A 12,314-nucleotide genomic window follows, 5' to 3' on the forward strand; every position below is an offset into this window, starting at 1 on the left:
ACTTGATTCCCCTCATAATCCTGATACATACTTGTGGCATGAACTGGTTGTCCGTGGCGGAAGTAGCCAAAATAACCCGGATACCCGCGCCTACGGCGCGGCGCTACGCTTCGCTGTTCCGTGATTTCCTGCCCAGCCGCAAGGTCGGAAGGGTCATGAAATATTCCGAGGATGCCGTGCGCATCTTCGAGACCATTTCCAGCCTCTACCAGGAGGGCCACGTCACCGGCGAGATCGAGGACGCCCTCAAGCAGGAGTATTCCCGCTCCGCGGAACTCGCCCCGGACCAGGCGGACATACCCGCCATCGGCATGGGAGGCGATTTTGCGAACTCCTTCAAGGAAGTCATGGACAAGTTCGGGCAATGCCTTCAGATCATCGCGGACCAGAAAACCATGATCGAACGGCAGCGCGAAGACATTCAAAAACTGAAGACCGCCTTCGTGCTTCTTTCCCGCAGCCAGAAGCGGCTTCGCCAGCTTCCTGCGCCTGCACCTGCCGCCCTGGACACCAGCGTCCTGGAAGAGCGAACCGCCCTGCTGGCCAAAAAGGATTCCGAGCTGGAAGAAATGGCTTTGAATCTTTCCTTCGATACCTCCGACATCAAGGCCAAGCTTCAGATACTGGAATCCGAACTGATCCGGCTGCGCAAGGATCGCCGCGAGATGGAAAAGTTTTTCCAGTCCAAGATAGACCGTATGCGGGAAGAGGACTGATTCGGCCCTCTCTCCATTGTTTGCGGTTGTTCGGCCTCTGTTGTAACAGACCATCCATCGGCGCTCGCGCCGAAGAACCCTTTTCGCCCAGGAGTATCGCCATGCGTAAAGCTCTTCTTCCTTTGCTGCTTTTGCTCATCGTTTTCGCGGCCGGCTGTGCCACCAAGTCCACCGGCACCGAGCCCACGGGCGAGGACACACAGTCGCAGCCCTTGGCCACGGCCTACCAGGAAACGTATGACAACCCGAATTTCTATTACGATTTCAACGACATTCTCGTGCCGCGCGAGCTGGAACCCATCGACGACGAGAAGTATGTCTTTGACGATCCCCGTTTTCTCGCGGGATTCCGCATTTTCTCCGGCCGCGTCGTGGCCGAGGACGTGTTCAACTTCTTCGTGAACAACATGGCCAAGGACAACTGGCGCAAGAAGTTCTCCCTCAAGGCCGAAAAGTCCGTCCTGGCCTTTGAAAAGGCCAACAAGAGCTGCACGATCCAGATCGAGGACGGTTTCAAGACCAAGGTCACCATCTTCGCCATCGAGTTCAAGGACGCCGCTGCCGGGTCGTTCTCCGGCTCCGCGCCCATGGGCCAGGATCTGCCGCAATAGGCGCGAACCCATGGACACCGATCTGCTCTTTCGCGGATATCTGGGTAAGCGGGTCCATCTCGGCGTGACCGGAAGCGTGGCCGCGTACAAGGCGATCGACCTTGTGCGCGGCCTTCTGGACTGCAACGTTTCCGTTTCGGCCACGCTCACGGATGCGGCCGCGAAATTCGTGACTCCGCTTTCCTTTGCCGCGCTCGGCGCGGACCCTGTCTACGGGGCCATGTTCGCGGACGGGGACGACCCCTATGCCCACCTCGGGCCGGGCAGGGCGGCCGACGTTCTGGCCGTGGCTCCCTGCACGGCGAACAGCCTGGCCAAGTTCGCCTGCGGTCTGGCAGACGACATGCTCTCCTGCCAGGTGCTCGCCCATGCCGGTCCCTTGCTTTTGGCCCCGGCCATGAACCCCGCCATGTGGGAAGCCCCGGCCACCAAGGAAAACGTGGCCCGTCTTCGTGACAGGGGCGTAGAGCTGGTTTTTCCCGGTTCCGGGAAGGTAGCCTGCGGCGATGTTGGAAACGGCCGTCTGGCCCCTGTGGCGGCGATTTTAGGCCATGTGTGCCGTCTGCTCTCTCCGCAGGATCTTTCCGGTGTTCGTGTGCTGCTCACTCTCGGCCCCACCCGCGAGAAATTCGACGCGGTGCGCTTCTGGTCCAACCCCTCCACCGGACGCATGGGAGCCTGCCTTGCCACGGCGGCCTGGCTGCGCGGCGCCCAGGTGCACGTGGTTGCCGGTCCATGCTCGTTGCAGCTTCCGGACGGGGTCGCGCGCACGGACGTGACTTCCGCCAGGGAGATGCACGCTGCGGTTTCCGATCTTTGGCCCGATATGGACATTGCCTGCTGCACGGCTGCGGTGGCGGATTTCCGGCCTCGTCCCTTCGGCGAGACCAAGATGAAGAAGGACGTCATCGGCGAGGGGGGATTGACGGTCGCGTTCGATTCCAACCCCGATATTCTTGCCGGTCTGGGCGCGTCCAAGCGCCGTGATCAACGCCTGATCGGCTTTGCCGCGGAAACGGACGACTTGCGCGCCAATGCCGCGGCCAAGCTGGAGCGCAAGAATCTTGATCTTATCGTGGCGAATCCCGTGAACGCGCATGGTTCCGGATTCGGCAGCAGGACCAACAGCGTGCTCGTCCTTGATCGCACCGGACGCAGGGAAGAGTGGCCCTCTTTGGATAAATCGGAAGTCGCGTGGCGGATATGGGATCACCTGGCCGAAATCTGAACATACCGGAACAGCTGCGCGCCTGGCATGAAGCCGGGCTGCACTATGTTCTGAAAAGCCCTGCGGGCGATGCGGGACAGGCCGGACCAACAGCACCTGCGGATGCTTCCGCGCCCGGTTCCGACTCGGCCGCCGGATCCCCGGCGGCGACGACCGCACACGCGGCGGAATCTTCTCGCATCCCAGCCGCCCCGCAAGAGTCCCCGACCCCAAGCATATCCCGCCCCGCAGCCGATGCAGGCGGGGGCATGGTTCCGCAGGGCGCTGCTGCTGCGGATACCTCTCCGGATTCCGGTCCGGCGCAGTCCGACGATTATACGAACTGGCCTGAACCATGGCGATCCCTCTGGCTGAAGACGCCGCACGACCCCAAGATCGTCTGGACTTACTACGATCTCGGCGCGCACATGGGCGGACGTCCTGATCCGGAAATCGGCAAGCTTTTGCAGTCCCTGATCTACTATTTCCGGTGGCCCAAGGGGACCATCGCCTTTTGGCCCATGAGCGAGCTTGCAGGAGAGGACTGCGTACCGAACGTGGACATGTTCTGGCGCGGCGTGGACAGGCTCGGAACCCGGCATGTCGCCATCTTCGGGCCGGACGTGCTGCCGCTGGTGGCGCCGGACGCGCCCGCGCATGCAACCGGAGTCCGGGTCGGGGAGGTCACGCTCTATACGCTTCCCACCCTGGCGGAGCTTCTGCCCATGCTGCCCCACGAGCGCCTGATCGCCTTGCAGATCGTCAAGCAGCTCTCGTTCTAAATCGTTTCCGAGTCGCTCTTGCGCATCGGGCGGGCCTGAAGTATGAGTCCGATTCGATCAACCCCTGAAAGGATATGTTCATGAAGATACTCGTCACTGGCGCCGCCGGATTCATAGGCTTTCATCTTTCCCGCAAACTGCTGGGACAGGGTCACAGCGTCGTTGGCCTGGATATTCTCAACGACTATTATGATGTGAACCTCAAGCTGGCCCGGCTGGCGATTCTTCAGAAGAACCCTGATTTCCGCCACGCCCGCATCAACCTTGCCGACGCGCCCGCCATGGAACGGCTGTTTCAGGAAGAGGGCTTCGACATCGTGGTCAACCTCGCGGCTCAGGCCGGAGTGCGCTACAGCATTGAAAACCCGCGCAGCTACGTCGATTCCAACATCGTCGGCTTTTTCAACATTCTGGAAGGCTGCCGCCATAACAAGGTCAAGCATCTTTGCTACGCCTCTTCCAGCTCCGTTTACGGAATGAATACGAAGATGCCGCTGAGCACGCATGACGCGGTCGATCATCCCATGAGCTTGTATGCGGCCAGCAAGAAATCCAATGAGATGATGGCCCATTCCTACAGCAACCTTTTCGACCTGCCGACCACGGGCCTTCGGTTCTTCACTGTTTACGGTCCCTGGGGCCGCCCGGACATGGCGCTGTTCCTCTTCACGAAAGCCATCCTCGCAGGCGAGCCCATCAACGTATTCAACTACGGTAAGATGGAGCGCGACTTTACTTATGTAGATGATATTGTCGAAGGCGTCGCGCGCGTCATGTTTCACATCCCGCAAGGGAACCCCGACTGGGACGGGAACAATCCGGACCCGGCCACGAGCCCCAAGCCTTACCAGATCTATAACATCGGCAACAACAACAAGGTTGAGCTGAACAAATACATCGAAGAGCTTGAAAAACAGCTTGGCAAGAAGGCGGAGCGCAACCTCCTGCCCATGCAGCCCGGTGATGTTCCCGCCACCTGGGCCGATGTGGACGACTTGGTGCGGGACGTTGACTTCCAGCCGAGCACCTCCATCGAGGTCGGAATCGCCCGTTTTGTGGAGTGGTATCGCTCCTATTTCAAGATGTAACATCTTTTCTTTCGCAGGAGGGCGGTTTCCCGCCCTCCTGGTCTTGCTTTCTCCCCCCATCCGTCTTACTACCTTCTCACATGCGAATGTATGTTTCACGTGAAACGTTCACGCATGGAACCCGTCAACCGAATTGTTTCACGTGAAACATGGTCAAAATGGTAAGCCGGGCTGTCCATCAACGGGAAGCTTCAGGAGCCGAACGGCCTAATTCAGGGGGTATCAGAGTGGCTAGAATCATTGTCATGGCAAACCAGAAGGGCGGTGTCGGTAAGACCACGACCGCAGTGAACCTTGGCGCTTGCCTTGCCGTCATGGAAAAGAAAGTCTTGATCGTGGATTGCGATCCTCAGGGCAACGCGTCCAGCGGCCTCGGCTTTTATCCCAGCGATCAGCGCGAGAACATCTATACGTCGCTTTTCAATCCTGAGAACGTGCGCAATGCCATTTGCCAGACGGAGATTCCTTTTCTTTCTCTGCTTCCGGGAACCCCGGACATGGCCGGCGCTGAAGTCGAACTCGCCGACAAGATTGGTCGCGAATATTACGTGCGCGACCTGATTGCGCCTCTGGATGATGATTATGACTATATCCTGCTCGACTGCCCGCCTTCGCTCGGCATCCTGACCGTGAACGCGTTGTGCGCGGCCCGCGAGCTGCTTGTCCCTCTTCAGTGCGAGTATTACGCTCTGGAGGGCATTGCGCAGCTCTTGATGACCTACGAGCTCGTGCGCAAACGCCTCAATCCGGACCTTGCGATTCTTGGCGTGGTGCTGACCATGTACGATTCGCGCAACAGGCTCTCCTGGCAGGTCAAGAATGAGGTTCGCCGGGCGTTCCCGCAGCACCTCTTCGAATCGATCATCCCCCGCAATGTGCGCCTGTCCGAGGCTCCCAGCTTCGGCAAATCCGTAATCACCTACGACATCAAGTCCAAGGGAGCCGAGGCGTACCTGCAACTGGCCCAGGAAGTGGAAAACAGCCAGACTGCCGTGGCCTAGCTGCGGCGGGGACGGAAGCAAGCCATGCGTGTGAAGGGATTCTTGAAGGATATGGGCGGCCCGAAGGCCGCCCATGATCAGATGCGGGATTACTTCGCGGACGTGTTGTAACGCGCTTCCTTGAGGGCGTCCTTGTCGTCGAGGTAGGGATGCGTCTCGGTGAGGATTTCGTTCTTGAAGTGCTTCTTGATGATGCGCGCGTTGCATTTCTGGCAGATGAACGTGACCAGGCCCGAAAGGCTGGCGGCGCGCAGGCGGAACAGCCTGGGATCGTCCTTGGACCAGTTTTCGGTCTGCTGGCCGCAGTGTCCGCAGGCCACGTCGTAGTCCGGCGGGTAGGGGAAGTCCCAGTATTGCAGGAGATATTCCCAGTCCTGCATGGGTTCGGGTTTCGCTTCCGGACCCTGCTTGCTGAAAAGGCCGAACTCGCGCGCAAGGATAGGTTTGATGGCCGGCCAGGCTTCGGCGTCGATGATCGCGCCGAGACTGTTGCCTTCCTTGTCGAAGATTTCAATAACGTGTTCCTGGCTCATGCGTATTTGCTCCTTCATGTATTGGTGGCGGGAATATATACACCTCCATCCGGGGCGGCAAGGCCGGGATGCGCGAAGAAAAACAGGAGATGAGCATGTCTACAGGTTCGAGGGGACTTGGTCGCGGTCTGGACGCCCTCTTGGGCGGCGCAAACCGCGACGAGCCGGTCAATCCGGCCGAGGTGAGGCAGCTTCCCATTCATTCCATCCGGCCCAATCCGCACCAGCCCCGCATGGAATTCTCCGAGCAGGGACTCGCGGATTTGTCTGCCAGCATCAAAACCCAGGGCGTCTTGCAGCCCATTCTCGTCCGGCCCCTCACGGCAGGACAGTTCGAGCTGGTCGCCGGCGAACGCCGTCTGCGGGCTTCCAAGATGGCAGGCCTTCGGGAAATTCCCGCGCTCGTGCGGGAAATGAACGACCAGGAAAGCCTGGCCATCGCGCTCATCGAGAACCTTCAGCGGGAGGATCTCAACGCCATTGAAGAGGCGCTCGGCTACAAGCAGCTCATGGAGCAGTTCGGCCTCAGCCAGGAAGACCTGGCCAAGAGCGTGGGCAAGAGCCGCTCGGCCCTGGCCAACTCCATGCGCCTGCTCAACCTTGCCCAGCCCGTGCAGGACGACATCAAGCAGGGCCGCATGACCGCCGGCCACGGCAGGGCGCTCATGGCCGTGGCGGATGCCGAAACCGCAGCCAAACTGCACGAGCGCATCCTCGGCGAGGGGCTTTCGGTTCGACAGGCCGAGGCCCAGGCTTCCTACTGGAAGGAGCATGGCTCCCTTCCGGACGCGGAGGCGCTGGAGCGGCTGGATGAAAGGCCGAAGAAGCGCCCACAGAGCGGGACGCGGGAGGTCAATCCTGAAATCGTCGAGGTCCAGCGGGAACTCAGCAAGGCGCTTTCGCGCAAGGTTTCCATTTCCGGAGACGCGACCCAGGGAAAGTTGACCGTGCCGTTCTCCTCCTTGGAAGACCTGCACGAACTGGCGGAACTGCTCGGCGTCCGCTGAGCCTTGCTTTTCGGGAAGGCTGATCACGGCCGCCACAGGCGTGTTCACGACATGACCAGGGCAGATACGGCGCAAACGTCGCGCGCGCGGTCATACGAATTGTTGCGTAAGCGTATGAGGATATTTTTTCCGTGATGAAAGAACGCATTCCCCAGCTCGCCGGGCATGATGTGCTGATCATCGGCGATTTGATGCTGGACCATTATCTCATCGGGACCGTGGACCGCATTTCACCGGAGGCCCCCGTGCCAGTGGTGGCGGTCACTCGTGAGGAATCCCTCCTTGGCGGAGCGGGCAACGTGGCCCGGAACATCGCCGCCCTGGGCGGTCTGCCGACCCTGATCACCGTGGCCGGCGAGGACGAGCACGCCATCTGCCTTGGCGGACACTGCGACCAGGCAAACATCAACCTGCGCGTTCACAGGATTCCCACGCGCCCGACCACGGTAAAAACCAGGATCATTGCACATAATCAGCAGGTGGTCAGGGTGGACAAGGAACACACTGATCCGCTTGATCCCGCTGATTACGATGTCCTCCTGAAGATGATCCGCGACGAACTTCCGGGACGCAAGGTGATCATCCTTTCCGATTACGGCAAAGGGCTGCTATCCAGGGAGTTTATGACTAGATTCAATGCCCTGATCGCGGCTCTTCCGCAGCGGCCCATGATTCTCGTGGACCCGAAAACCCGGAACTATGATCTCTATGGCGGGGTTGATCTGCTCACCCCGAATGCCAAGGAAGCGAGCGAGGGCGCGCATCTTCCCGTGAACAGCCGCGAAGAGATCATCGCGGCCGGTCAGGCGATCTTCGACCGCCTGAGCTGCAAGCATCTGCTGATCACCCTTGGCGGGCAGGGCATGGCGCTGTTCGATACCAGGGACAAGGTGTATCACATTCCGACATTCGCCCGGAAAGTCTTCGATGTTACCGGCGCGGGAGACACGGTCATCGCGACCCTGGCTCTCGGACTCGCCAGTGATCTCGACCTGCTCACGTCCTGCGTCTTTGCGAACTACGCCGCTGGGATCGTTGTGGGTCAGATCGGCGCTGCCGTCGCCACCTTGGATGAGCTTGTGGAAGCGGCGAGAAACCTCCCGGAGCCGGATATATCGACGTGGCATAACTAGCCGCAGTAAAATATGATATTCGCACATGTCTTCGTTTGCGGTTGTCTTCGCGGAGCATTGCGGATCATTCGCTGTACCCCCCGGAAAGAGGAAAGCCCCTTTCCGGGGCTTTTTCTCATCCAGGGGCGAAGGGCATTGTACGGCAGAACGTCGGCGGATGCTTTACGCACGCGCCCGCAATGACGTAGAGTGGCATGAAGGTGAACCAAAACTGTCCGGGAGAGCGGAAATGAGCAAGAGCAAGGAGACCGGAATTCGGCTGGACACGGCAATTCCGGTTCTGGGCGAACCAAAGGTCAAAACCGGCGTGGATACATGCCGGTTCGTGGACTCCTGCGAGGAGTACCACATCAACCTCACGGACGAGGATCTCGACGAGGATCTTGCTGAATTCCGGACCGGGCAGAACGTGACCATGGAAAAGGCCGGTCCCAGGCAATATCTCTACTTCGATCCCTCCAAGACGCGCTGCGCCGTGGTCACCTGCGGCGGGCTCTGCCCCGGAATCAACGACGTGATCAGGGCCATCGTCCTGGAGTCCTTCCACAACTACAACGTCCAGTCCGTGATCGGGATCCCCTTCGGCCTCCAGGGATTCGTCCCGTCCTACGGTCACGAGCCGATAGCCCTGACTCCGGAAAGCGTGGCCAACATCCACCAGTTCGGCGGAACCATGCTCGGCTCCTCGCGCGGGCCGCAGGATCCCGCCGTGATCGTGGACACCCTGGAACGCATGAACGTGAACTGCCTGTTCATCATCGGCGGAGACGGCACCATGCGCGCGGCCCAGGCCATCGTGGAGGAGATCACGCGGCGCGGCATCAAGATCGCGGTCATCGGCGTGCCCAAGACCATCGACAACGACATCAGCTTCGTGACCCGCTCCTTCGGGTTCGATACCGCGGTGGAAAAGGCTACCGAGGCCATCCAATGCGCGCATGTGGAAGCCACGGGTGTGGATCGGGGCATCGGCATGGTCAAGGTCATGGGCCGAGAATCCGGGTTCATTGCCGGACAGGCCGCTCTGGCGCTCAAGGAAGTCAACTACGTGCTCATCCCGGAATGCCGCTTCGACCTGGACGGGCCGGACGGGCTGCTGGAATCTCTGGATCGGCGGCTGGAAAACCGGCGTCATGCGGTGATCGTCTGCGCGGAGGGAGCAGGGCAGGAGTTCTGCTCCTCTTCGGGCCAGACCGATGCTTCGGGAAATCCCGTACTCTGCGACATCAGTTCCCTGCTCATCGACCGCATCAAGGCTTACTTCCGGGAAAAGAACAAGAACGTGACCATCAAGTTCATCGATCCCAGCTACATCATCCGCTCGGTCCCGGCCAACGCGAACGACCGCGTCTATTGCGGATTCCTCGGACAGCATGCCGTGCACGCCGCCATGGCGGGCAAGACCGGGATGGTCGTATCCCAGCTTCAGTCCCGCTACGTGCATCTGCCGCTGCACCTCGTGACCCGCAACCGGAAAACGGTCAAGGTCAAGTCCGATTTCTGGCACGCCGTTCTCGAATCCACGGGACAGGAACTGCGGCATTGCAAGAGCGCGACGCGCAACGGATTCCCGGAAAACGGCTGATACTGGGCGGCGTCGCCTGGCGGAAAAGTGCGCAGCGTGCGCGGCGCGATGATCGGATCATCCGGACGTGCGCGGAACATGAAAAAGGGCCGAAAGACCCTTTTTCATTGCCATCGTGGAAATCGCGGCAGCCGGATGAGGAGAGGATCAGCTAGGCGTTGGCCGCCAGCTTGCGGTGGATGTGTTCGAGTCCGGGAGCGCGGCTCGAAACATTCCTGCTCTCTTCCAGTGCCAGCGCGAGCAGATGGATGAGGTCGCTGGAGCGCAGATCAAGGGTGATGGAGCCGTTGGAGGCCAGGCAGCGCTCTCCGCGCTCCTCGATGATGTAGGCCCTGCGGTCGCGGCGATCGTCCACGGCGGAAATGGCGCCGTAGGCGAGCTTGCCCTGCCCGGCGTCGTAGACCTTTTCCACGGTGAGCATTCCGGTTTTGTCGTTGAAGTGCATGTCCTCGGCGAGAATCGCGCCGCTGACGCGGATCATGTGCCCGTGGTCGTTGGGAAGGTCAACGTTTTCCACAAGCTGCCTGCACATCGTCTCTTTCTCTTTCTCCGACATCGTCCCTACTCCTCGTCCAGGGGAAGCCGCAATTGCTGCGGACCTTTTCCCGGCTTGGGCTGGCGCTTGGCCGCCGTTTTCCAGCCAGATTCTATGAACTCCAGCAGGGCCGCCTCGGCCACGCGCCACTGGCTGCCGATTTTGATGGCCTTGATGTCTCCACGCGTGATCAGGCGGTATGCCGTGCGCTGATGCACCCGGAGCAGGTCGGCCACCTCTTGCACCGTGAGCAAGGTCGGTGGTTTCGGCGAGTCGCTCATGACTGTTCTGTCCCATGCTGGCAATGGTTGTACTCCATTTGTCATACTTGGTCACAGATTGTCAAAGCTGTCATACGTTGTCGTAAAAAAGTCTAGAAAATGGAAAAGAAAAGACTCCGCTGGGTTGCGGAGTCTTTTGAAAAGGAGAGAAAAAAAAGATTAAAATTTCTGGTTGTGGCGCTTTGGCCAGTAGCCGTTGTAGCCCTTGCAGAGGAAGAGGGTGAAGCGCCGGGCCTCGCGGCCATTGAAGGTGGTCTGCACGTAGATGGGATCGCTGAAGCTGTCGAACATCTTCTGGACCTCGTTGGCGGGCAGGTCGTCGTAGCCTTTGAGCACGTAGACCGCGTCCCAGCCGACCTTGTCCGCGTCCGGGCCGGGCCAGAGGTCGTACTGGTTCATGCGCCGCGAATCGACCCAGCCGCAGTAGGTGCGGGGCTGGCCAGGGGTGTAGAAGGCCAGAGCCGCGGTCATGTCGTAGAGATTGCTGAAGATGAAGACCTTGTCCGGATCGGCGAAGTCGTGCAGCCGGTGCTCTTCGATGACCTGCCCGAGTTCGCGCCAACCCTTGACCCGGCGCGTGGGGTCGATGCTGCTCGGCAGCGGCAGGAGCTGGGCCGTGTGCATCAACAGGAAAAGGCCGATGCCCAGTGCGGGGAGCAGCTTGCGATGGCGCTGCAGAAAGCCGTCCCGCTTCTGGAGCGCGCGGTCCACGGCGCGGGCCGCGAGAATGCAGCCCGCAACGTAGCTGACCGTGGTCCAGTTGGGCATTATCTTGGCGTGGAAGCTCCAGAAGAAGAAGAACAGCCAGACCGGGAGAAACAGGACCATCAGCAGGGCGGCGCGCTTGCGCTCTTCGATCTCGGCGCGATCTTCGGGCGGGCGGCGGCGAAAAGCGAGGCGCAGTGCGCGACCGGACCCGACGAACATGAAGAAGAGCCACCAGGGCAGGGCCAGCCCGATCTGGGCGAGCAGGTGTTCCGGCACGCGCTGGAGGTCGAAGAGGTGCCGTGCCTCCTTGCCTTGCGCGCCGATGAGATGCAGCACGTGCTTGTAGCCCACGAAATCGTTCTGCATGTTCCAGATCAGGGTGGGCAGAAATCCGAGGAAAAGGCCCACGCCGAGAGCCGTGGCCAGCTTGGCGAAAAATCCTTTGGGGCAGGCTTTCTGGCGCAGCAGGATCAGCCAGTAGAGCCCGGCGAGACCGATGAAGCCGAGCATGGTGTACTTGGCCAGCACGCCGATGCCGAAAGCCACGCTGAGCAGCGCGAAAGGCCACCAGGGAGCGCGCTCGCCCCGCAGGGGCCGGGAGCCGAGGTAGAGCAGGAAAAGGCAGCAGGTCCAGGTCAGGGTGAAGGGATTGTCCGTGGTCATCAGGATGCTCAGGCCGCTGAAGATCACGGTGGTATTGTAGATGAACAGGGTCCAGAGCGCGACGCGGGGCTGCTTCCAGAGCTTGGCGATGCCGAGGTAGAGCACGGCCTGGGTGAGCACGGACCCGAAGATGGACCCGAATCGCACGCCCAGTTCCGTGTCCCCGAACACGCTGGTCCAGAGATGGATGATCCAGGCGATGAGCGGGCCTTTGGAATAGTAGGTCAGCTGAAGATGCCGGGTCCAGTCCCAGTATTGCGCCTCGTCCTGGACGAGGGTGACCTGCCCGCTGGCCACATAGGCGACGCGGACGGCGAAGGTCGTCAGGATGATCAGAAAAGCCCAAAGACCGGGGCGTTCGTTGAGGGAGCGGGTCATGGAATGGGTCAGGCTGTGCATGTTTCCCCCGGCGCCAGGGATTGAGGCGGGCGCTCGGCGTCCGGCCCGGCGGCGCTGGTCGTTGC

Annotated in this window: 13 protein-coding genes; 9 read left to right on the forward strand and 4 right to left on the reverse strand. The window is 60.6% G+C overall.

The window, feature by feature from the left end; genetic code table 11:
• Positions 1-38: 38 nt before the first annotated feature.
• From G452_RS0109425 to G452_RS0109450, 6 genes are all read left to right on the forward strand, one after another.
• Positions 39-716 (forward strand): helix-turn-helix domain-containing protein, encoded by a 678-nt coding sequence (locus tag G452_RS0109425; protein WP_022662011.1) that lies wholly within the window; start codon positions 39-41, stop codon positions 714-716.
• Between the two features lie 101 nt (positions 717-817).
• Positions 818-1,327 (forward strand): hypothetical protein, encoded by a 510-nt coding sequence (locus G452_RS18790; RefSeq protein WP_051142030.1) that lies wholly within the window; start codon positions 818-820, stop codon positions 1,325-1,327.
• 10 nt (positions 1,328-1,337) lie between these two features.
• On the forward strand, positions 1,338-2,555 hold the full coding sequence (gene coaBC, locus G452_RS0109435; RefSeq protein ID WP_022662014.1) for a bifunctional phosphopantothenoylcysteine decarboxylase/phosphopantothenate--cysteine ligase CoaBC: 1,218 nt from the start codon (positions 1,338-1,340) through the stop codon (positions 2,553-2,555).
• A gap of 248 nt (positions 2,556-2,803) precedes the next feature.
• Positions 2,804-3,316 (forward strand): hypothetical protein, encoded by a 513-nt coding sequence (locus G452_RS0109440; RefSeq protein ID WP_022662015.1) that lies wholly within the window; start codon positions 2,804-2,806, stop codon positions 3,314-3,316.
• An 80-nt stretch (positions 3,317-3,396) separates the two neighbouring features.
• On the forward strand, positions 3,397-4,404 hold the full coding sequence (locus tag G452_RS0109445; RefSeq protein ID WP_027189143.1) for an NAD-dependent epimerase: 1,008 nt from the start codon (positions 3,397-3,399) through the stop codon (positions 4,402-4,404).
• Between the two features lie 227 nt (positions 4,405-4,631).
• Entirely contained in the window at positions 4,632-5,405 is a 774-nt protein-coding gene (locus tag G452_RS0109450; protein ID WP_022662017.1) for a ParA family protein, read from the forward strand.
• 89 nt (positions 5,406-5,494) lie between these two features.
• Here G452_RS0109450 and G452_RS0109460 read toward each other — a convergent pair whose 3' ends face one another.
• Positions 5,495-5,938 (reverse strand): hypothetical protein, encoded by a 444-nt coding sequence (locus G452_RS0109460; RefSeq protein WP_022662018.1) that lies wholly within the window; start codon positions 5,936-5,938, stop codon positions 5,495-5,497.
• A gap of 95 nt (positions 5,939-6,033) precedes the next feature.
• Here G452_RS0109460 and G452_RS0109465 point away from each other — a divergent pair, with 95 nt between their 5' ends.
• The 3 genes from G452_RS0109465 (at position 6,034) to G452_RS0109475 (ending at position 9,663) form a co-directional block, all read left to right on the forward strand.
• Positions 6,034-6,945, forward strand: a complete 912-nt coding sequence (locus tag G452_RS0109465) for a ParB/RepB/Spo0J family partition protein (RefSeq protein ID WP_027189144.1) — start codon at positions 6,034-6,036, stop codon at positions 6,943-6,945.
• Between the two features lie 134 nt (positions 6,946-7,079).
• Complete coding sequence (rfaE1, locus tag G452_RS0109470) at positions 7,080-8,078, forward strand: D-glycero-beta-D-manno-heptose-7-phosphate kinase (protein WP_022662020.1); 999 nt, start codon at positions 7,080-7,082, stop codon at positions 8,076-8,078.
• Between the two features lie 229 nt (positions 8,079-8,307).
• The gene (locus G452_RS0109475; protein ID WP_022662021.1) at positions 8,308-9,663 is read left to right on the forward strand and encodes an ATP-dependent 6-phosphofructokinase; all 1,356 of its coding nucleotides are present in this window, start codon (positions 8,308-8,310) and stop codon (positions 9,661-9,663) included.
• 151 nt (positions 9,664-9,814) lie between these two features.
• Here the strand turns inward: G452_RS0109475 and G452_RS0109480 are convergent, their stop codons facing one another.
• The 3 genes from G452_RS0109480 to G452_RS0109490 form a co-directional block, all read right to left on the reverse strand.
• On the reverse strand, positions 9,815-10,195 hold the full coding sequence (locus tag G452_RS0109480) for a hypothetical protein (protein WP_027189145.1): 381 nt from the start codon (positions 10,193-10,195) through the stop codon (positions 9,815-9,817).
• A gap of 29 nt (positions 10,196-10,224) precedes the next feature.
• Complete coding sequence (locus G452_RS0109485; RefSeq protein ID WP_022662023.1) at positions 10,225-10,479, reverse strand: helix-turn-helix domain-containing protein; 255 nt, start codon at positions 10,477-10,479, stop codon at positions 10,225-10,227.
• A gap of 159 nt (positions 10,480-10,638) precedes the next feature.
• Positions 10,639-12,249 carry an ArnT family glycosyltransferase gene (locus G452_RS0109490; protein WP_022662024.1) on the reverse strand — a complete coding sequence of 537 codons (1,611 nt, stop codon included), beginning with the start codon at positions 12,247-12,249 and terminating at the stop codon, positions 10,639-10,641.
• Positions 12,250-12,314 lie beyond the last annotated feature (65 nt).

This window comes from Paucidesulfovibrio longus DSM 6739 (assembly GCF_000420485.1).
GTDB lineage: Bacteria > Desulfobacterota > Desulfovibrionia > Desulfovibrionales > Desulfovibrionaceae > Paucidesulfovibrio > Paucidesulfovibrio longus.